18 protein-coding genes and 1 riboswitch are annotated in these 22,350 nt (G+C 42.6%); of the genes, 1 reads left to right on the forward strand and 17 read right to left on the reverse strand.

From position 1 onward, the window contains the following. Positions 1–6: 6 nt before the first annotated feature. From grdC to PGZ10_RS00355, 13 genes are all read right to left on the reverse strand, one after another. Positions 7–1,545, reverse strand: coding sequence for a glycine/sarcosine/betaine reductase complex component C subunit beta (grdC, locus tag PGZ10_RS00295; RefSeq protein ID WP_118198485.1), 1,539 nt, complete (start codon positions 1,543–1,545; stop codon positions 7–9). 295 nt (positions 1,546–1,840) lie between these two features. Continuing rightward, positions 1,841–2,314 carry a glycine/sarcosine/betaine reductase complex selenoprotein A gene (gene grdA / locus PGZ10_RS00300; RefSeq protein ID WP_117558227.1) on the reverse strand — a complete coding sequence of 158 codons (474 nt, stop codon included), beginning with the start codon at positions 2,312–2,314 and terminating at the stop codon, positions 1,841–1,843. A gap of 133 nt (positions 2,315–2,447) precedes the next feature. Beyond that, on the reverse strand, positions 2,448–2,765 hold the full coding sequence (gene trxA, locus PGZ10_RS00305; RefSeq protein WP_008375313.1) for a thioredoxin TrxA: 318 nt from the start codon (positions 2,763–2,765) through the stop codon (positions 2,448–2,450). Positions 2,766–2,802: 37 nt separating this feature from the next. Further along, the gene (trxB, locus tag PGZ10_RS00310) at positions 2,803–3,747 is read right to left on the reverse strand and encodes a thioredoxin-disulfide reductase (protein WP_173825759.1); all 945 of its coding nucleotides are present in this window, start codon (positions 3,745–3,747) and stop codon (positions 2,803–2,805) included. A gap of 48 nt (positions 3,748–3,795) precedes the next feature. After that, entirely contained in the window at positions 3,796–5,109 is a 1,314-nt protein-coding gene (gene grdB, locus PGZ10_RS00315; RefSeq protein WP_270540425.1) for a glycine reductase complex selenoprotein B, read from the reverse strand. A 20-nt stretch (positions 5,110–5,129) separates the two neighbouring features. Beyond that, positions 5,130–6,410 carry a glycine/sarcosine/betaine reductase component B subunit gene (locus PGZ10_RS00320; protein ID WP_173825755.1) on the reverse strand — a complete coding sequence of 427 codons (1,281 nt, stop codon included), beginning with the start codon at positions 6,408–6,410 and terminating at the stop codon, positions 5,130–5,132. A gap of 81 nt (positions 6,411–6,491) precedes the next feature. Continuing rightward, a complete protein-coding gene (locus PGZ10_RS00325) occupies positions 6,492–6,878 on the reverse strand; it encodes a GrdX family protein (RefSeq protein ID WP_117823617.1) in 387 nt (128 codons plus the stop codon). 183 nt (positions 6,879–7,061) lie between these two features. Next, positions 7,062–7,186: riboswitch (glycine riboswitch) on the reverse strand. Between the two features lie 168 nt (positions 7,187–7,354). Next, positions 7,355–8,728 carry an alanine/glycine:cation symporter family protein gene (locus PGZ10_RS00330; protein ID WP_270203800.1) on the reverse strand — a complete coding sequence of 458 codons (1,374 nt, stop codon included), beginning with the start codon at positions 8,726–8,728 and terminating at the stop codon, positions 7,355–7,357. Between the two features lie 425 nt (positions 8,729–9,153). After that, complete coding sequence (gene purB, locus PGZ10_RS00335; RefSeq protein WP_044999258.1) at positions 9,154–10,587, reverse strand: adenylosuccinate lyase; 1,434 nt, start codon at positions 10,585–10,587, stop codon at positions 9,154–9,156. 13 nt (positions 10,588–10,600) lie between these two features. Then, positions 10,601–12,037, reverse strand: a complete 1,437-nt coding sequence (gene purF, locus PGZ10_RS00340; protein WP_022220912.1) for an amidophosphoribosyltransferase — start codon at positions 12,035–12,037, stop codon at positions 10,601–10,603. A 105-nt stretch (positions 12,038–12,142) separates the two neighbouring features. Further along, positions 12,143–12,904: a hypothetical protein gene (locus tag PGZ10_RS00345; RefSeq protein WP_008375292.1), complete on the reverse strand. Its 762-nt coding sequence runs from the start codon at positions 12,902–12,904 to the stop codon at positions 12,143–12,145. Continuing rightward, positions 12,879–14,168, reverse strand: coding sequence for a DUF5716 family protein (locus PGZ10_RS00350; RefSeq protein ID WP_270246693.1), 1,290 nt, complete (start codon positions 14,166–14,168; stop codon positions 12,879–12,881). Before PGZ10_RS00350 ends, PGZ10_RS00345 begins: the two co-directional genes overlap by 26 nt. A gap of 15 nt (positions 14,169–14,183) precedes the next feature. After that, positions 14,184–17,477: a DUF5717 family protein gene (locus PGZ10_RS00355; protein WP_442872540.1), complete on the reverse strand. Its 3,294-nt coding sequence runs from the start codon at positions 17,475–17,477 to the stop codon at positions 14,184–14,186. Between the two features lie 132 nt (positions 17,478–17,609). Here PGZ10_RS00355 and PGZ10_RS00360 point away from each other — a divergent pair, with 132 nt between their 5' ends. After that, entirely contained in the window at positions 17,610–18,704 is a 1,095-nt protein-coding gene (locus PGZ10_RS00360) for a pyridoxal phosphate-dependent aminotransferase (protein ID WP_270540428.1), read from the forward strand. Between the two features lie 267 nt (positions 18,705–18,971). Here the strand turns inward: PGZ10_RS00360 and PGZ10_RS00365 are convergent, their stop codons facing one another. The 4 genes from PGZ10_RS00365 to PGZ10_RS00380 all read right to left on the reverse strand — a co-directional run bounded on the left by PGZ10_RS00365 (position 18,972) and on the right by PGZ10_RS00380 (position 22,281). Continuing rightward, complete coding sequence (locus PGZ10_RS00365) at positions 18,972–19,316, reverse strand: cupin domain-containing protein (RefSeq protein WP_008375282.1); 345 nt, start codon at positions 19,314–19,316, stop codon at positions 18,972–18,974. A 52-nt stretch (positions 19,317–19,368) separates the two neighbouring features. Further along, positions 19,369–20,655 carry an O-acetylhomoserine aminocarboxypropyltransferase/cysteine synthase family protein gene (locus PGZ10_RS00370; protein WP_117558238.1) on the reverse strand — a complete coding sequence of 429 codons (1,287 nt, stop codon included), beginning with the start codon at positions 20,653–20,655 and terminating at the stop codon, positions 19,369–19,371. Positions 20,656–20,809: 154 nt separating this feature from the next. Next, a complete protein-coding gene (locus tag PGZ10_RS00375; protein ID WP_270540429.1) occupies positions 20,810–21,793 on the reverse strand; it encodes a DNA/RNA non-specific endonuclease in 984 nt (327 codons plus the stop codon). Then, a complete protein-coding gene (locus PGZ10_RS00380) occupies positions 21,790–22,281 on the reverse strand; it encodes a ribonuclease Z (protein WP_270540430.1) in 492 nt (163 codons plus the stop codon). The genes PGZ10_RS00375 and PGZ10_RS00380 overlap by 4 nt, the downstream gene beginning before the upstream one ends. Positions 22,282–22,350: the final 69 nt, after the last annotated feature.

Genomic DNA, 22,350 nt, shown 5'->3' on the forward strand with positions numbered 1-22,350 from the left:
CCTTTCTTATTCTTCTGTTGCCATTAATGATGCTGCAAAATCTTTCATTGCTTTTGCGATCAGTCCTTTTACTTCTTCTTCTGATACGCCGCTGTTATCTTCTGCACCAGTATTTGCCTGAATTACGAAAGATACACCGTCGAAGAGGTTGGTCATACGTCCAAGGAACAGACTTCCTTTTCCGATGATCATGGCTTTATTGATCTTTCCTGCAAGGATATCTTCTCTTGCAAATCCGATGTACGGTACACCTGAAGGAATATGTCCCTGAGTCGGAGCCCATCCTGTCAGTCCGTGTTCTCCTGCAAAACTTGCAAGTTCTTTTCTGTCAAGTTCGCCTCTCTTAACTGCGAGAGCTGCAATCATCTTGTAGTTAGCAAGCGGTACATCTCCAGCTCCTGCCGGTTTTGTGATATCCGGGTTCTGCATTTCCGGAGAGAATTTATCGATATCTGTGATCTTAAGTCCTGCTCTTTCCAGTGGATCAGCTACAAGGCTTCCGATTACGTTCTGCGGAGCACTTCCTGTTCCTACTGTATGGCGTCCAAGGATATCCAGGTTGATTTCCGGGTTTACGCCATCGTTTTCTGCGATGATTACACAGAATCCACCAAGGCAGTCTTCCAGGATTGGAAGGCCTTTCTTTACATGGTCTTTACCGTTCATACCAAGTTTTGCTGTACAACCACCAGCTGTTACAGCTACACATTTGTATGCGCCTGATTTTACGAGAGCTGCTGCTTCGATCAGTGCGTGAGATGGTCCGGCACAGAATCCACGTGAGTCAGAACCTGTTGCGTTCAGAAGTCCTGCAACTTCAGCTGCTGCTTTTGCGAAGTTACCGCCACCACGCTGGTTCATATCACCACAAGCTTCTTCTGCACAGTCGATGACATACTCAACGTCTGTCTTTTCGATTCCTGCGTTTCTTACACCATAGAGGAGGGCGAGCACGCTGGATGCCTTACTCATAATGTTTTCATGCATAACATGAGCTGAAAGGTTTGCATCAATGTCATGCGCTCTCTTTACACAGCCTACCAGTTTGTTTTCATGATACAGACCTTCAGCATGCTCTTCATTTACAAAGTGTTCGATCTCTGAGATTTCAAATCCCTCGATTACTTTTTCTACGATATCATCTGTGATGATCGGATCTGCTGCAAATTTCTCCTTTGTAGCTGCTACAAATCCTTTCTCAAGCATAACAACTTCGAACATATCGCAAGCCTGAGCTAAAAGAAGGAATTCGTCTTCCGGCATGATTTCACCGTATTTTCCGTAACGCTCTGCGCCTTCTTTTACTTTGTCGTAGTATGGAAATTCAACCTGGGCAAGATCGTCCGGTGTTGCATTTCCGATATATACCTGATTCGGCCAATAATTTACACATGTTTCATATGACCGAAGATGATCTCTAAGTTCTTTTAAATATTCTGATTCCGGATTGACAACTCTTTCTGTTGTCTGTGTTGTTCCGTTGTAAACTACCATTTCCGGGGTATGTACGAGTACATATCCTGCTCCTTTAATTACACTGTTCATCGCTGGTTTCCACCTTTCCTGACATTCTCTTTTTACGAATGTCACCATCATTCATTTCTCCGTGATATGCGCGTATAATCTACCTGTCCTGATTTAAAAGATTTTGGGCAGAATGCGCTAAACAAGCTTTTATCAGAAGCGCATCACTGGCACGCTTCCGAGATGCTAGGCAATTCACTAATGCAATACCAGCATGTTCCCGTTATGCCTGGCAATAAAACAGGCGACAGGAAGAATCCTGCCGCCTGTACCTCTATCTCAGATATTCCGCTTTGAAAATATCCCCCTCTTTATCTTAGAGGTATTTGCAATATTCGTCGCGGATTGCTGACATTTCGTCTACGATATCATCAACATCAAGCACCATTTCCATCATGCCTACCTGTTCATCGTAAACAGCCGGGTCAAATTCTTCTTTTAACTCTGGTTCACATACGTGATAAGTTGTGAGTCCAAGCTGGACCCCTGTCAACGGACCTGCGAATGTCGGGTCTCCTGCTGTAACGGTTTCTGCAGCAAGTCCTGCTGCTTCTCCTTCAGCTGCGCCTACGATTACGACTACGTTTTCCGGGCCGTACTCCTCAGCAAATTCTTTTACCCTTTTCTGATTCTCCAGATCCATTGCGCCTGCGCTAGTTCAGACGAAACATTCTGTTGAAGAAAAAACTACATCTCCGCCAGCTGTCTTTACGCATTCTGCGATTGCTGGTCCCGGTACACCGTCACGGTCACCGATAATAACAACTTTTTTATCTTTTAAAATTGCCATGATGTCTTTTCCTCCTTCCTTTCTTTTAAAATTTTGTTTTGTTAATAGTTTTACACGCTTTACGCGATTATATATTGTGAGCACACAGCCGAATCTCTGCCGGCTGTGCGCGGCTCACCTAATTAAATAATGATTAGATATATTTCTTAATCATTGCTTCGATGCTTTCCTGTGTAGCATCATCTTTTACTACTTCTTCTACTTTTTCGCCATCTTTGTAAATAGCCATAACCGGAAGACCAAGGATCTTCTGTCCGATAGCAAGACGACGAGCTTTTGTTGTATTCAGAGATGTGAATTTGATCTTATCTCCGTATTTGTCTGCCATTTCATGTACGAACGGCATCAGAGCCTGGCATGGAACACATCCATCACCAAAGAAATCTACGAATACATAACCTTCTGCTTTTAAGACTTCGTCTTCAAATGTTTTCTTATCTACTTCTAACATGTCAAATGTCCTCCTCACTCTATAAAAAAGTGTGTTCTTATAATTCGTTAATGTACTTTTCTGCCTGTGTAGCTGCAATAGCTCCATCTGCAGCGGCTGTAACAACCTGTCTTAAGCTCTTAACGCGAATATCGCCTGCTGCGAATACGCCTGGGATATTAGTGTGCATATCTGCATCTGTCGGAATATATCCTCTTTCATCCATCTCAAGACCTGTTCCTTCATAGATCTTTGAGTTTGGAAGTGTTCCGATAAATCCGAATACACCAAACATTCCGTCATCTTCATCAGCTACGATCTTAGTGAGTTCACCTGTTTTCACATTTTTAACAGTCATCTCAGAAAGGATTCCGTCACCGCCAACTTCTTCTACAACCGTATCCCACATAAAGTGAAGTTTTTCGTTCTTGAAAGCTTTTTCCTGGATGGATTTTGCTGCACGAAGCTCATCACGTCTGTGAATAATGGTAACTTTTCTTGCAAATTTTGTAAGGTACATAGCTTCTTCTACAGCAGAGTCTCCTCCACCTACTACGTATACTTCAAAATCTTCAAAGAAGTTTGCATCACAGGTAGCGCAGTAAGAAACGCCCTTACCCATGAACTCTTTTTCGCCTTTGCATCCGATCGGTCTTGCAAAAGCTCCGGTTGCGATGATAACCGTCTTTGACTGATATTCAGCCTTCGCACTCTTCAGTACTTTGATATCGCCGTCCAGGTGTACTTCGTTAATTACATCTGATGCTCTCTCAACGCCGAATTTTTCACACTGCTGTGTCATTCTTGCGATAAGTGAAGGACCGCTTTCCCCTTCTACGATCTGTCCAGGATAATTTTCGATGTCATCTGTGATTGCGATCTGTCCGCCATCTTTACCTTTCTCAATAACCAGTGTTGAAAGACGGCTTCTTCCTGCGTACAGACCTGCAGCTAAGCCTGCAGGTCCCGCACCCAGGACGATCACGTCATAAACTTTGCTCATAACGTTCTCTCCTTTTTTAATAAAATTACATGACCTTCTAACTAAGATTTAGTTGTCAAAGATTGTCTGTCCGTCTACTTCTGTTGTAAGAGCTTTCAGAGCTTTTTCAACAAGACCCTTACGAAGAGCATACTCTTCATCTTTTTCAAGAGCCGGATTTCCAAGTGGATGAGGAATAGCAATCGTAGGAACGATTCTGTTCGCACCAACTGTCATGGAAATCGGAGTTACTGTACACATATGAACTACCGGGAGTCCAGCTGCTTCAATTGCTTTTACCATTGTTGCACCGCAACGTGTACAGGTACCTCAAGTAGAGGTCATGATAACTGCGTCAACACCGTCTGCTATAAGTTTCTGAGCATATTCCTCAGCGAAAGCTTTCGCAGAAGCTACGGCTGTACCGTTACCAACTGTTGTATAGAATTTGTTGTGAAGTTTTCCGATAACGCCTTCTTTTTCGAATTCACGCATAACGTCTACAGGAAGTACACGGTCTGCATCTTCGTTTGCATATACCGGGTCATATCCACCATGAGCTGTTTCGTATGTATCTTCTGTAAGATCCATAACGCCTGTGATGTCATATTCTCCGTAATGTGAAGCATTTGAACTTTCGATGTGGTCCGGGTTTCCTTTCGGAACGATTCCACCTGAAGTACAAAGTGCGATTGTAGCCTTGCTAAGATCTTTGACAGCTGGCTGTGGATCAACACGGTCGAATGATGGCATTGGATACTCTGTCTCAAACGGCTTGTCTGCCAGTTTCTTAAGGAGCATCTTAACAGCTCTCTTAGATCCACGTTCTTTTTCGAAGAAGTTTACACGAACTCCGTTCGGCATATAACCTTCCTGGCAAGAAGCACCGATCTTTTCGCCTTTAGCGATCTTAAGAGCAAGAGGAGCAAGTTTCTTAACTGCATCTCTCATACCAGCTGCGCTGTTCTTTGTAGATACTGTGTAAACTTTGTTCTTGAACATATCAGCACCTGGGTTTTCAACGTACATACCAGTTACTGCCGGGATTCCGAGTTCTTCCTGTACTGCATCACAGATAGTTCCGCATGCAACACCGTAACGTCCAGCATTGAAAGCAGGTCCAGCGATGAAGATATCAGGATTCTGGCTCTTAACCATTTCAAGAATATCAGCTTTTGCTTTGTCAAGGTTTTCATTGAAGTAAGAGTCACCGCAAACGATTGTAGCTACGATCTCTGCTTCTTCTCCAAACTGCTGTGTCAGAGCCTGTCCAGGTCCAACGATTTCGCCTACGCGAAGTTCAGCAGGATAATCAGCTTTTTCTTCTCCACCAATCTGAGCGAAGAACTGATTGATATAATGTACAACTTTAATTTTACTCATTATCTTTACGTCCTCCATTCCTAGCGTGCACTCAGATATCCAAATCCGGTTTCATTTGTAGCACCGGTAATGGCCTGAATTTCAACTTCGATTGTTCCATCTTCACGATGAGAATGTTCATTACCACCAGCAATGATTGTAACGAAATCTTCTGTTCCGATTACTTTATCCATCTTAGGAAGTACGATTACCTGGTTAGCATTTCCACCAGTTACAACTGCATCTGCAGCCGGATCAGCGTCAGCGAGTGACTGAGATTTTCCGTCACGTCCAGCATATTCGTCTGTAATGATTACAGTCTTAACACCTTCAGCTTCGATCTTCTTGCAGTTCATGATAAGGTCAGTATCCGGGTTTCCAAATCCTTCCTGTGAAACGATAACTGCATCAAGGTCTAACAGACGACACATTTTAGCTGTCCAGTCAGATGAACGCATCTTATCTGCAAGGTATACGTTTTCGTTTGTAAGAATCTGGCAAACAAAGTTAATTGTTTTTCCGTGTTCTTCGAACAGGTCATGTACAACCGGGTTGTTTTCATGAACGTATGTTGGGTTTTTATCACATGCTGATACACAGTTACCAGATACAATAGCTCCGTCCATAACTTCTGTCGGATTCATGATAGTAGAGAGTGTTCTCTTAGCATCAACACCGTATACATATGTGTCATGAAGAAGTCCCTGGCTCTGAAGCATCTGTACATATGCAACTCTCGGAAGATTCGGGAATTTTTCTTTTCCTTCCATGATTCCGTATGTTTCATATACTTTTGTTTCATCTGGTGTAAGTTCACGAGCAAGTTCTCCAAGGTAAACTGCTACTCTGAATCCAGCAAGACGAACAGCTTTTTCATATTCATGCTGTTTGATTCCTTCAACCGGTTCGCAGACAACAACTAAGTTGTTCAGCTTTGAAAATGGAGTGTATTCTGCACCTGGGCCTGACATATCGATGATACCTTCCTGGAAACCAACGATCTTACCAGCTGTTACAACAGCCATTCCCTTTAATGCATATGTCTTACCACTTCCTACAGTGTCAACTTTTGCGATAACGCCCGGGAAGACTCCCCCTCTTCCTTCAACTTTAACACGTGGTTCAATAACATCTTTAACCGGTGTGATACGAACGCTTTCACCTGGTTTTGCGATATCAAATTTAACACTTTTGATTTTTTCGTCCTCGAGAACGATTGCCTTTACAGCTTCTTCGTCAACATAAAGAACACCATTTTCGATCTTTGATTCAGATGCGAACTGAATGTCGTTAATAAAAATGTGACCTACTTCTAATTTCACTGTAAATTCCCTCCTTTTTTGAATGTGTTTGTTGTATGCTCAAAAGTACACCAAACCGCATGTACTTCTACAGCCTTTTTTCTAGCGCCAGCTTTCCGCTGACGGCAGAGCACTTGAGATCAATGTGTAATCTACAAGTTGAAAGTCTGCATAAACCTGTGGTTTATAAAGATCAGACTTAAACTGAAATTTGCCGCACGCCTGAATAGCGCTTGCAATGATCTGCATTGCCTGTGCATCCAGACCTTCCGGCGTTTCCGAGAGCATAACCGACTTATATGGAGTCTCATTCGGTTTTACGCTTCCGGACAGCGGATGTGTCAAAAGTCTGTATCCCTGGAAGATCATCTTCTGAACTTTTTTAAGTGTGTCCTCATAAGAAAGCTCTTCGTATTCCACATGATAATCTTTCCCAAGTTTTTCTTTTACCAGTGGATTATTTGTGATAATCATAAATCCAGTATTCATAGCCGCTTCTTCCTTTCGTCCCCTGTCCGTTTATGCGGTCTTTTTTGACTCCCTGTGTCTGAAATACTCCAGATAATTTTTTAACATATATCTGGTATCAAAAAAGGACGCCAAAACAACTTCTCTGTTTTAAACGCCCTTTCTGTTTCCTTGCAAATTCGGTAATTCCGGATTCAGAGTGTAGTACCTTTCCCGATCCTTTTGCCTGAAAGTTTCACCATTCAGCGAGCTTCACTGCTCTACGGCTTGCATCTTCGGCGACCATTTATCAAATATCTTTATAAATGATTCTCTCGCAGGAAATATCAACCTACTATCTAATTGACTGCATCTTTTTATTTATTTTGCAGCATCTTTCTTGCTGACATGATAACTATAACACACTTTTATACAAAATGCTAGTCTTTTTATAGATTTTTTTGTATATTTCTTATTGTTTTTTTCTATAACTGTTTTCCAGCTATTATACAAATTATCTATTTGCCTTTTTTCCGATTTGGCAGGAAATTATTATAGTAATCGTCATGTGTCTTCTTAACAAGACCACTGAGTGCTATCAGTGCAATCGCATTCGGGATAACCATTAAACTGTTGAAGCAGTCTGCCATATTCCATACAAGTTCTACTTCCTGAAGTGATCCAAGCACTACGCAGATACATACAATGATTGAGTAAATTTTAACAGCTTTTGCTCCAAACAGATAACGGATGTTTGCTTCACCGAAGAAATACCATCCGATGATCGTTGAGAATGCGAAGAATAACATACAGATCGCGATAAAGATCTCACCGAACTTACCATATAAAGTAGAGAAAGCATACTGGCTAAGTTCTGCGCCTGTAAAACCGCTTGTTCTTGATCCTGTTGTAATAATAACAAGTGCTGTCAGGTTAAGAATTACGAATGTATCAATGAACACACCGATCATAGCTACAAAGCCCTGTTCAACCGGATGGTTTACTTTTGCTACTGCATGTGCGTGTGGTGTAGAACCCATACCAGCTTCATTGGAGAAGAGACCTCTTGCCACACCTTTCTGTACTGCAAGCTTCAAGGTTGCGCCCATTGCACCACCTGCTACTGCTGCCGGTTTAAACGCACCGATAATAATGTCATGGAATGCTGCCGGGATTGCTGTAACGTTTGCAAAAATTACGATCAAAGAACCTAATATATAAAATGCTGCCATGATCGGCACAATCAGTTCAGTAACTTTTGCGATTCGCTTCATACCACCTGTGAATACAAACAGGGAAACAACTGCTACAAAAATACCCATTGCAATCTTCGGAATTCCGAATGCAGTGTTCCATGATGCTGCGATCGAGTTAGACTGAACCGCATTGCCCATGAACCCAAGTGCAAAGATTATCAGGACTGCAAAAATAGCTGCCAGAACTTTTCCGAACGTTCCTTTAAATGCCGCTCGTATGTAATATACCGGACCACCTGTTACGGTTCCGTCATCACTGACCTGTTTGAACTTCTGAGCCATAACCGCTTCTGCAAAGATCGTTGACATTCCGAGGAATGCGCTGATCCACATCCAGAAGATTGCTCCCGGACCACCGACTGCAATTGCAGTTGCAGCTCCGGCGATATTACCGGTACCAACCTGAGCAGCGATCGCCGTTGCAAGTGCCTGGAAAGAAGACATTCCGTCTTTTCCGGCATCCCCTTTCTTACTAAAAAGACCTCCAAAGGTTCTGTTCCATCCATCTTTAAAACCACGGATCTGGATAAATCCAAGCTTAAATGTGAACAGCAAGCCAATACCTACAAGTGCTATGATCAGCACCGATCCTGTTAGGACATCATTTACCTTTAATACTAAATCGTTAATACTCATACATTAACCCTCCTTTTTAATAGACATCCCTTATAGTTTTTATCTGTTGAATCTATAATAACCTATTTATAGTTTTTATGCAATATTTTCAGTTAACTTATTTATTTTTTGTGTATTATCACCATGTTATTGCGATAACATAATAAATTTGCTCTAAATAAGTGCCTTTTTTCGCGCTTTTCTATGTTTGTCAAAAACTCAGTTTTCATATTTTTCGTCAAATTGTCTAATTAATGACGATTTAATATCTATACATTTCCATGGGATTTATAGATTCCTTCAGATGAACGCATTAATTCTTTACTATATTGATATTTCAAAGAAGTTAATTTCAGACCATGAAACATAAATAAAAAGCAGGAAACAATCTTCCGTCTTACCCGGAAATCTGCTTCCTGCTCTTCCATTCTGTTTATTCAGTTATTCTATACATTGATCTCTGCTTTTACACCAAGCAGCTCTTTATTTTCATCCAGGATCGGCCGGATCACATTCTTAAGGAATGCTTCGACCTGTTCTTTGGAACGTCCTACATATTTGGATGGATCCATTGTTTTCTGAAGATCTTCCAGACTCAGATTAAATGCATCATCTGACGCGATCAGTTCAAGAAGGTTGTTGTCCAGACCTTTTTCTTTAACATTCTTTCCTGCTTCCATTGAAAGTTCACGGATTCTTTCATGCAGTTCCTGACGGTCTCCACCAGCTTTTACTGCATCCATCATAATATTCTCTGTTGCCATGAACGGAAGTTCAGACATCAGACGTTTTTCAATTACTTTCGGATATACAACCAGTCCGTCAACGACATTCAGGCACAGATCCAGAATACCGTCAATCGCAAGAAAACCTTCCGGTACACTCAGGCGCTTGTTCGCAGAGTCATCCAGAGTACGTTCAAACCACTGTGTAGCAGAAGTGATCGCCGGGTTCAGTGCATCAATCATCACGTAACGGGACAGAGATGCGATTCGTTCGCTTCTCATTGGATTTCTCTTATATGCCATTGCAGAAGATCCGATCTGTGTCTTTTCAAACGGCTCTTCCACTTCTTTCAGATGCTGGAGAAGACGGATGTCATTAGAGAATTTGTGTGCACTTGCTGCAATTCCGGCAAGAACATTCACAACTCTTGTATCCACTTTACGGGAATAGGTCTGTCCGGATACCGGATAGCATGCTTCAAATCCCATCTTCTTAGCAATCATCGGATCGATCTTATCAATAGTCTCCTGATCTCCCTCAAACAGTTCCAGGAAGCTTGCCTGTGTACCGGTTGTTCCTTTTGATCCAAGAAGTTTCAAGCTTCCAAGCACATAATCAAGATCTGCAAGATCCATAGAAAATTCCTGCATCCACAGAGTTGCTCTCTTTCCAACCGTTGTCGGCTGTGCTGGCTGGAAATGAGTAAATGCAAGTGTCGGAAGATCTTTATACTGATCTGCAAACTTTGAAAGTTCATCCAGAACATTAACCAGCTTTTTCTTAACAAGTTTCAGAGCCTCTGCCATGATAATGATATCGGTATTATCACCTACATAACAGGAAGTTGCTCCCAGATGAATGATCCCTTTTGCTTTCGGGCACTGCTGTCCATATGCATATACATGAGACATCACATCATGGCGCACTACTTTTTCACGTGCTTTTGCGACATCGTAATTGATATCCTCTGCATGCTCTTTCAGTTCTGCGATCTGTTCATCTGTAATATTGAGCCCCAGCTCTTTTTCTGTCTCTGCAAGTGCGATCCAGAGTTTTCTCCATGTCTTAAATTTCATGTCCGGAGAAAAAATATACTGCATCTCCTTGCTGGCATACCGCTCCGAAAGCGGACTTACATACTTGTCGTATCCCATAGTCTTATCCTCCCTATTCTTCTGACTCAAACGCGTGGGAAATATCTTTTCCCGGAACGCGCATCGGGTAATTTCCTGTAAAACATGCATCGCAGTATCCAAGATCTCCAACCATGTCTTTCAGCTTATCTATTTCCATATATCCAAGAGAATCTGCTCCGATCATTTCACGGATCTGCTCCGTTGTATGCGAATGAGCAATGAGCTGATCATTCGACGGTACATCTGTACCAAAATAACAAGGATGTAAAAACGGCGGCGAACTGATTCTTACATGAACTTCTTTTGCTCCTGCTTTCTTGAGCATCTTGATGATATTTGCACAGGTCGTTCCACGGACGATGGAATCATCTACCATAACAATACGCTTGCCCCGTACAACCTCTTCAATAACATTCAGTTTGATCTTCACACTGGACTCTCTCTGGCTCTGCTTCGGCTTGATAAAGGTTCTTCCTACATAACTGTTCTTGTGGAATGCCATACCGTAAGGGATTCCGGAATATTCCGAATATCCTTTTGCCGCAACCAGTCCGGAATCCGGCACACCGACAACCAGATCGGCCTCTACCGGATAAGACTGTGCAAGAGCCTTTCCTGCAACAATCCTTGCATGATATACATTGATGTTGTCGATCACGCTGTCCATACGTGCAAAATAAATGTACTCAAAAATACAACGTGCCTGCTTTTCAAGTGGAATCTGCATACTTTTGTCCGAAGATACTCCATGCTTTGTAAAGCTGACAATCTCTCCCGGTTCCACGTCACGGATAAAGTCTGCACCAACTGCTGCAAGGGCACAGCTTTCCGATGCCAGGAACCAGGTATTATCTCGCTTGCCGATACAGAGTGGTTTGAGACCAAATGGATCTCTCGCTCCAATCATCTTACGCGGGCTTGATACAACCAGTGCATATGCGCCTTCAATTTTCTTCATTGCATTCCTGACCGCATCTTCTGCCTTTGAAACCTTCAGACGCTCTCTTGCAATATGATAGGCAATCACTTCCGAATCAATCGTTGTCTGGAAGATTGCTCCGGTATATTCCAGTTCATGACGAAGCTCGATTGCATTCGTCAGATTACCATTATGGGCAATCACCAATGTACCTTTCACATAATTCAGAACCAGTGGCTGTGCATTTTCCGCACGAGTTCCCCCTGCTGTCGAATACCGCACATGTCCGACACCAAGGTTTCCCTTTAATTTGCCAAGTTCTTCCTCATCGAATACTTCATTGACAAGTCCTAGTCCCTTTCTGAAATGAACTTTCCGCTTGCCATAGGTATCTGTCACTGCAATTCCGCAGCTTTCCTGCCCTCTGTGCTGAAGGGCAAACAAACCATAGTACACTGACGGCGCAACATCGCCACCATCCATATCATAGGCACCGAATACACCACATTCTTCACCTAAACCAGTCTCTACTCTTTCAAGTTCGCTCATCGTTTTGTCTTCTCCTATTTGTTGTATCCGCTTAATTTTTACATAGAGAGTATAATACATGATTTTCCGAAAATCAATACACAGCCTTGAACTTTCTCCCGTACACTATGCTCTTCTGTACTCTTTTTTCCATTCTTCAAACAATTCCTTTGACGGTTCGATGTTGATATTTTCTCTCACTTTTTCTATCTTTTCTGTAAGTTTGTTGTCAATTTCCAAAAGGATTTCATTGCCCATAACCATCTTCTGATATTCATCCTGCGGCATGTATCTGGAACTTGCATACAGGTAACCTTCGAGCATTTTATTATCTTCACAGATCTTATACGCCTTCTCATACATTCTCGCCGACTCTTCATACAGAAATGCTCTCCCATATGCTCCGGCAAGGCACGCAGACACGCGACCATAAAAACGCTTATCTACTGAATCATCCTTTTCTCCGTTGACGATCGACATGTAAACCAGGATTGCCGATTCCAGTTCTCCACTTTCCATCAGCTTATCTGCTTTGTATTTCTGACGTTCTACTTCTTTCTGGTTCTTGAGTTTCTCCAGAACATTCTGGATGTGTGCCATTTCACCCGGTGTGTAGATTCTGGATTCATGTAGCACAAGAACCACAAATTTCTCCACGGAACCATGATTCCGGATCAGTTCCACCAGCTTTACTGCAAGATCCTGCATTTCCAGTTCATCTGCGATCCATCTGCAGAGTTGCTCATTCATGATCGTATAATCAATCAGATACAGATTGTTGCACAGATAATAACACAGTTCTTCCAATGTACTGATCCTTGTATGGATCCTCGAAATTTCATAGGGATGTTTTGCCTTTTTCTTATGACAAAGAATTAAACTGCCCATTGCTGCCTCCTAATTCAATGATCTTCTCCACCCGGAATCCTGACGGCGCAAAGAATTCGCCAAATCCCATATCTTCAAAAATAATATGACAGGTCTTTTCATCCGAGAAAAATGTATTAATCTTCAGACGAAGCGCATAATTTTTCCGGTCCGGCATACCTTTCAGGGAAACCGGCTCCACAAGATGTCTGCCGGTCACCAGGGAATCCACATGGATCTCAATATCCTCTGTATCACCAAGAAGTACCTCGAACTGTCTGTCTGATTCGTACCAGTGATTGCCCCAGGATACAAGTGGGTACCAGCCTTCTTCTCCATTCACGCGCATCCGCACGGAAATCTGCTCGGTCAGTTTTGTCTCATCCAGGTAGACTGGTGCATCTGACTGTTCCTCTTTTCTGCGCTGCGCTGTATAACACGCTCCTTTACTGTACAGATTATTTCCCATAAACGCACGGCGTCCGTTACAGAGAACGCGCAGAGAATTCGGATACCAGTTATTTTCAAATCCATCTCCTGTCAAAAAGACAGAAGAGATCATCTTCTTGTTAAATACACTCTGGATAAAACGTTTAAAATGCTCATCTGCTGCTTTTGCCTTCTCAACATGCAGCACCGGATAAACTGCTTCCAGTTCTTCCATACGTGCATCTGCCACCTTGTCCACCGTCACAAAGCTTTCTCTGCTTTTCTGCGAACTGTTCTTCAGTTCCCGCAACATATATGCCCGGATCACATCCTCGTCACAGTAAAAAAGTGCCGCTTCATACTGCCATAATTCTTTCGGCTGGTTAAACATATAATGACAGAAGCTTTCCTTGTAGTCCTGAACATAAATATTTTCCTTTGCCACTCCGAGTTTCTGTCCGATTCCCTTCAGCAGGACGCGGATGTCTTCGTTTTTCTCCGGGACTGTAAACGTGATGCTTTCAATTTCTTCAAATCCATTCAACGTATACTTTACAAAATCCGCCAGCAGCTGGACGCCTTCATATTCCTGTCCGTCTACCTCAATTTTCCTATTGCCAAGCGCACACTCCCAGATCCCTTCCACGCTGATACTGTCCCTTACCGTAGACATCCTTCTTGCCTGTCTTCCGTAAGTCCAGGTCTCTTTATAATAGTTCATCACCAGAGGAATCTGATTGTTCTCTTTTTCAATTCCGGTATCCACCGTCTCCGGTTCCTGTGTTTTTTCATTATAATAACTGATCTGACACATCTTTGCATTGATGTCATATCCTATAATACTTCCATGTGTCATGAAGTATTTCCTCCTTTAGTAAGCAACAAAAATATCCTCAGCAAGCTGTTTTTCTGTTGCAAATTCCTTCATCGCGATTGCCAGTGCTTCATTCTTCAGTGATGTCATATCATTCAGTCTTCCAAATTTTCCGATTGGTCTCACCTCACGCGGCTTATAGTCACATTTTTCCGTAACCGTCACCTTATCCTTATTCGTCTCTGTAAAATAATAACGCAGAGATTCATCACCAAACAAAATAAAGCTCTTGATATAAGTGTCTTCATATGCCGGAAGCAGTATTTCTTCCTGATAATTCATATTATCACTTTCGCCTTTCCGTATCTGGTAGGAAATTGCCACTTTGCTTCCAGGTTTTGCGTGATATTCAATCATCGTCTTATCATAAAGCTGCACTTCTCTGAGCCAGTTCTCCGGATATTTCAAATAGAAAGAAAAATACAGCTGTTTTTCACACATTTCGCGCAGGAATTCCCGTAGCATCGGTTCCAGTTCCTGATGCACTTCCCTGCTGGAATAATATTTTAGCAGGGCGATCTTACAGATATCCGGAAGATCTTCCTCTTTGCGGTATTCATTTGCGATGATTACAAAAATACATCCTTTTACCTGACGTCCGTTCACCACATATTCTCTTGAAACATAAGCAAGATATGCTCTCTTTAAACGGAAATACGTTCTTCCTTCATAATAATCCGCAAAAATTTCTTCCTCACCAAACATAGTTTCCGAGAAAAGCATCTGCGTAATGATTCTTTCTGAAAGCTTGTAGGTTGTAATATCATAATCTCTTGCCACATGCCAGAGTTTCTTCATATTACGGGTCGATCCACAATAATACTCAGCAAGATAAGACAGCGTCTGCTTATCATACTGATCTTTCAGAAACAGTTCAAAGCATAATGCCAGAAGAAAATCATCCTCCTCCGTACCTTCTTCACGCAGGCGCATACTGCACATTTTAAACACTTCTTTTTCATCTGCCATCTCCAGCCCGTGCTCTCTAAGCATATCCCAGGTCAGTTCTTTTTTCTCTTTCTTCCGTTCCTCTTCCTCATGCTCTTCCTGATATTTTTTGCAGATTTCCATATACCGGTTCTCATAGAACATCCTCATAGTCTCATATGGAATGGAATCAATGTAATGGCGGCCGTCTTTTGATTCCCAGACAATCCGTGCGTCTTTATTGTATAAATATACAATCACTCCATCCGCACTGTACTGTACCTTCTGACTGATCGTTCCGTCAGGCTCGATCACCATGACAAACGCCATGTTCTTTACCGTTGTCTTAATCTCATAAGCATGGCAGATATCATAAACTGCCCGAATTCTTTCTGGTGTCATATCCCGCTCAGTACAGCAGCGTTTGTAAATAATATGCAGAATATCATTGATCCTTCGATTCTCAAGCTGCATCCAGGCAAACCGCTCCATCTGCTCTCTGTAAGCACTGTAAAGCTCACTGCTTTCTTCCTCACAGTTAATCAGATTTGCATACAACACCGCTGCTTTTTTATATTCCAGTGTATTTCCATGCCGGAAGTAAAGTAATACGGATTTTGGAAACTGTCTGTCCAGATATTTGTCATCCACAGTCATCATATAATATTCAAAAAGCTGCGCAATCTTCAGATCTTCTTTTACTGCCAAGGCATACCACTTGAAGCATTCCGGTGTTGTCCGATTGCCACGGATCAGATGGGTACAAATTGCTGCCAGAATCTGTGGATCCGGGAAAATCCGATAAACCTTCCGCATCACAACATCCAGATTCTTATCATAAGTCCGCTGTTGGGATGCAAGGTTCGCCATATAAAGCGCAATTTCCTTTGTCAGAACTCCGTGCTTCTGCGCAAAATTGAGAATCTGTACTTCAAATGCCGAGAGCTTTTTCAGACAGGTTGGCTTCTCCAGAAAACACCGGTATGCCTGCCAGTACAGAATTACCTGGTTCGCACCGTTGCTGCAGTGGCGTTCCAGAACCTGTAATTTTTTGCTGTAGTTTTTATATTCCGGATCAATGTCAATCAGCATACACACAAGTTGCCACGATGTCGGTTCTTTCATATATGCCTTATTCAGTTCTTCAATCGCTTTGTTGACCTGGCTGCCTGATTTTCTTAAAAGTGCAGTCAGATACAGATAATACGATGAAATGACGGAATCCTTATTCACTGAAAAACGGCTGTAATTGTAATCATCCAGAATATCACTGGCCTTGTCCGGCTCCTTACAGAGCAGGTTAAGATGTGCATCAAACAGTGGATAAACATCTCCGTCTTCTGAATATATATCCAGTCCCTTCAGTTTTTCTCTTGTTGCGTCCGCCCAGGCTGTCAGATCCTTTCCTTCCGCATTGCACGCAAGGAAATCCTTTATGATTGATGCAATCGTCTTATCTGCCACACGTCTGTTCTCTGCATGATCCTTGTGATTGGCCAACATTACCTCATAGGTCAGCGATTCATACGGACTTTCAAAAACAATCTGTCCATAATTATTTCCCGCATGAGCCTTTTCCGGATGAATGATATAACTGAAATCAAACAGATTTCCCACAAAATCGTCCGTTGTAAAGTTATCCCTTCCAATCTGGATAAAATCACCGCTCACATGCACCTTCACAGGCATAAATCCCCAAGTATTCTTTGTAAAATGAATAATCTCACGGGTTGCTTCTTTTAAATTGCGGAAGGTTCTCTGATTCCGTCCCATTGTCAGGAAAATACATTCTTTCTGTTTGATTCCGACCAGAAATTCTTCCATCGCCTGCTCACCGAGAGACCATTTCCTAATATTATCATAAAGTGCCTTTATCCTTGGCTCTTCATACTTTATCACGTCATAAAAATCGCGTGATCTGAAAAGGCGGTGTGCCTCAATAAAGTTCTCCATCGCCAGCCTTTTAAAATCACGGATATTCTGTACTCTTCCACAGGAAGTCTCGACTGATGGTTTTTCAATGATCGCAGTAAAGTTTACCTCAAATTCTCCACCATTACATACAATCGTAAACTTTCCCTGTTCAACATGCCCGGGAGCAAGTCCGCTTCCATCATAAGTAAAACGGAGCTCCACCGGGTTGCCCTCAAATCCCTGTTCTTCTAAATGTATACGAAAAGAAGAAGAATATACAAGTCCTCTGATATCTCCTTCTTTCCTGTTCTTCAAAATGAAACTTCCCTGGCAGGACTCTCCTTCCCCGATCGTCATCTCAAGATTCGTTACCGGCAGTACAATCTCCGGATGAACGGTTCGAAAATCTCCTTTGGAAAATTTTTTTATTTTATTCTTCAAGCTTGCCACCTACTTCTGCATTGCATTTTTTCAAAAAGACATTATAATAAATTATAACATTATTCTGCATATCAGGCAATGCGGAATACCCGTTTTTTTTAATTCACAGATTTTTGTTATACACAAAGGAGAATACTATTTATGGAAGCAAAACCGCAGTTTCATGGAAGTGACACCGCTGCTGTCGCCGCATTTTATCATGTACCGGTGGACGAGATCGTCTGCTTTGGAGCCAATGTCAACCCACTTGGATTATCCAAAAACCTGAAAAAAGATCTTGCTGCACATCTGGATCTTCTCAGTAGTTATCCGGACCGAAATTACACTACTTTGAAAAAAGTGATTGCCGATTACTGCCAGATTTTACCGGAACATGTAATCGTCGGAAATGGTTCTACCGAGCTGATCTCTCTCCTGATCCAGACACGGAAACCACAAAAAACACTGGTTCTTGGACCAACTTATTCCGAGTATGGACGTGAACTGGATCTGGTGGGAAGTTCCATCCATACTTACCTGTTAAAAGAGTCAGATCAGTTCCATCTTGATATCCATGCCTTCTGCGAAGAAATCAGGAAAGGCTATGATCTGGTGATATTATGTAACCCGAACAATCCGACTTCGTCCGCTCTCAAAATGCCTGAGATCCAGACCATTCTGGACTGCTGCCGGGAGGCTGGCTCTTTCTTGATGATCGATGAGACTTACGTTGAATTCGCACCGGATATTAATGAAATTTCTTCCATGTCTCTGATCAGCAGTTTTGATAATCTGATGATTCTCCGTGGCGTATCCAAATTTTATGCCGCACCTGGTCTCCGCCTCGGCTACGGTGCAACCAGTAACAGCCAGTTTCTTCAGGATCTTCTGCTGATGCAGAACCCATGGAGTCTGAACACCCTCGGCGCTTACGCTGGTGAGAAGATGCTCCAGGATCAGGAGTATATCCGGAAAACACGGGATCTGATCCTCTCCGAGCGAGACAAAATGTGCACTGAAATCTCCAAAATCAATGTGCTGACTGTGTATCCTGCTTATGCGAATTTTGTACTGGTAAAGATTGAAAAAGAGGGAGTTACTTCTGCGGATGTGTTTGAATTTCTGATCAAGCAGGGTCTGATGGTGAGAGACTGCTCCAGCTTCAAAGAACTGGGCGGGGAATACTTCCGGTTCTGCATTATGGCTCCGGAAGATAATAAGAGACTGCTTCAAGGAATACAGGATTTCTTTGCATAATGTTTCCTATCCCCACAAGAAGACCATTCACTAAATCACCAACTCTTATTTCTAAAAATTTTGAGCAGCACAGGATCCCGGCGCAAATGATATTGAATCGTTGCGACTAAGAGCACACAAAAATAGGGGTGGTGTCCGTGTTCACACGAACATCATCCCCTTTTTTGTACAAGTTTCGGAGTTACCATGCATCCGTATGAAACTGCCAGTGACAGTTTCATAGGTGACGATCAATATCATTTGCGCCGGGATCCGTCCCTCTTCACACTATTCTTTCAAAATAAGCGCCACAAACACAAGATCTTCTTCCCCCGCATTCTTGATGCCATGTCCATTTCCGTCTGCGCAGAAAGTCACATCACCAACTTCTACCGGATATTCTTTGCCATTATCATTGTAAATGCCTGCCCCTTTTGTCAGATAGTAAGTCTCAGTCTCTCCATGATGCTCATGATATCCGATCTCACATCCAGGTTTTAACGTTACTTCATTGAACATCTTGCAGTACGCGCCGAGCTGTTCACCTTTGATCAGTTCTTCCTTCAGGATATAGCCTGCGCCACCCGCTACATTTTCTGCTTTGATTGGTTGTCTTTCTGATTTCTTTGTCATGACTCTTTTCCTCCTGTCTGATCAGATTTCTTTATCTGTCATTGTGACACGATTATTGAATTGCGTCAAGTGCCGCAGAAATATCTGCAATCAGATCCTCTTTATCTTCAAGTCCCAGACTGATACGAATCAGTTCTGCCGGAACTCCTGCTTCTTTTAACTGCTCATCATTCATCTGGCGATGTGTGGATGTTGCCGGGTTCAGGCAACAGGTTCTCGCATCTGCCACATGGGTTTCAATCGCTCCAAGCTTCAGATTCTGCATGAATACGGAAGCAGCTTCTCTTCCACCTTTCAATCCGAAAGATACCACTCCACAGCCCCCGTCTGGCATGTATTTCTTTGCTCTTTCATAGTATTTGTTAGATGGAAGTCCTGGATAATTGACATAAGCAACCTTTGGGTGCTGCTCCAGAAATTCTGCGACAGCCTGTCCGTTCTCCACGTGTCTTGGCATACGCACATGAAGAGATTCCAGTCCGAGATTCAGGATAAATGCATTCTGTGGTGCCTGGATCGATCCGAGATCACGCATCAACTGAGAAGTACATTTTGTGATAAATGCGCCTTCTTTTCCGAATTTCTCAGCATAGGTAATTCCATGATAGCTTTCATCCGGTGTGCAAAGTCCGGGATATTTATCTGCATGAGCCATCCAGTCAAATTTACCACTGTCTACGATTGCTCCACCGACTGCTGCTCCATGTCCATCCATATATTTTGTAGTCGAATGTGTCACAATATCTGCTCCCCATTCGATCGGATGACAGTTGACCGGTGTCGGGAAGGTATTATCCACGATCAGCGGTACACCATGCGCATGTGCAACCTTTGCAAAAAGCTCAATATCCAGAACAGTAAGTGCCGGATTGGCAATCGTCTCACCAAACATCAGCTTTGTATTTGGCTGGAATGCCGCATTTAATTCTTCTTCTGTTGCATCCGGAGAAACAAATGTTGCGTCAATTCCCATTTTCTTCATTGTCACACTGATCAGATTGAAGGTTCCACCATAAATCGAAGATGAAGCCACAATATGATCTCCTGCTTCACAGATATTGAACATAGCAAAGAAATTCGCTGCCTGTCCGGAAGAAGTCAACATTGCAGCTGTTCCGCCTTCCATCGCCGCGATCTTTGCCGCTACGTGGTCGTTAGTCGGATTCTGCAGACGGGTGTAGAAATATCCGGATGCCTCCAGATCAAATAATTTTCCCATATCTTCACTTGTATTGTATTTGAATGTCGTAGACTGAATGATCGGAACCTGTCTCGGCTCTCCATTTCCAGGTGTATATCCTCCCTGTACGCATTTTGTTCCCATATGATAAGTATTCATGAGAAAGTTCCTCCTTTTTCTTTTACACATTTCCTCTAATGTATATTCATTAAGTATGTTTTCTATTATAGCAGAAAACGGGAGATTTTGTTTAAAAATCTCCCGTTTGTTTTATATTTTTCGTAGAATATGCAGTTTTTCTTTTATTTTCCTCTTACGGTTTACATCTCCCACACGGGCTATACCCCTCTTTAATCAGTTCTTCTCTTGAACCTGTAAATGTTTTTTTATTTCCTTCTTTGATATCTTTTATCCCTGAACACTCCGGCGTATGGAACTTCTTTGTATTTTCATTCAACACATACGTCTTTTTCTCTGTATTTCCACTGGTTTTTCCCGTACCCGCTGACGCATCCGTATCGGAAAGTACTGCCTTTCCCGTTGCATAATCAATCGTAATTCCCGGCTGTACATTATAGACATACACATTAAATTTCACACCTTCTCCATGATCCTCCACGGATTCTGCTTCCATTAAAACTCCGGATGCAACCAGATTCTCCCCTTCAAATACCGGTGTGACACGATACATTACATGATTATCTGTCTCTTTGATGTAGTCGGCAACCATATTTTCAAATGGCAACATCCCATCCACATTCATATAGCGAGTTCCTGTAATCAGATTCTTTTCGTTTGCATTTTCTGCCGTCAGCTGATAGCCTATCAGATGACAACGGTTGTAAAGATATTTTCCATCCACATTGTCAAATTTTATTGTCTGCCACCCGGACGGTTTCACCTGGCCAATCTTTCCCCTTTTCCCGGTCGGCATCAGATCTGTCCCAATGTTGGACGCGGCAACGCCGCATCGTCCCAGCTCATCCAGATCACTGTAGCTTTCATAAGACTGATCTGTCAGCTCATCTTCGGTAAAATCCGGTTCATTATCGTCAATCACTACATATGGTGTTCCGCTGTATGCCGGAATATTATCCAATGTAGCGTTCACCGGATCCTGGCTGCCACCTGCTGTCGATTCATTTTCTCCGCTACCTGACTGCCTTTCAACTACTGCTGCCTGACTGTTTCCATATGATGCACTTTGCGCATCTGCTCCACCTGTGCCACACGCTGTCAGAAACAATACAAACGTCAGAAGCAGCACACCTCTCATTTTCCCAATTTTCTTCTTCATAGCAATCCCTGCCTGTTGTAAATTTCTTTTGTAATCTTCTCATGGGAGTAACCGGAAAAATCTTTTCTCTCTTCCAGTCTCCACTTGCTTAAATCTACCTCAAAAAATACATCTGCCGGATAATCCCGGTTCCATTTATACAGAACAATCTCTGTAATCTTCCCCTCATATCCAGCCAGATTCTCCCCCTCAACAAAACAGAAATCCTCTTCTTCTGCCTTTTCCAGAAAATTCCGGTCAACCTTCCACATTTTTTCATCCTCCAGGTGCCCTACGTCCTGTATTTTCTTCCCAGTCCCAGTTTCCTGGCATACCTCTTCTTTTGCTTTAAAGACTTCTTTAAAAAGCTTATCTGCCTCCGGCGCCATCCAGAGCACATTCCCTCTCGTCATCTCAAGAATATCCTCTGACACCATCCGGTCCCGGCTCACTCTCCTGCCATTAAAGCATATCCCCATCCGGTTATCCACACATACAATAGTTTTCACACTACCAAACTCCTTCCCCGCAATTCCAGCCAATATCCGAAATTCTCTACACAGATTCACATTCTTTTG

It is taken from the genome of Coprococcus sp. AF102-57 (assembly GCF_027686195.1).
Lineage (GTDB): Bacteria > Bacillota > Clostridia > Lachnospirales > Lachnospiraceae > Allocoprococcus > Allocoprococcus comes.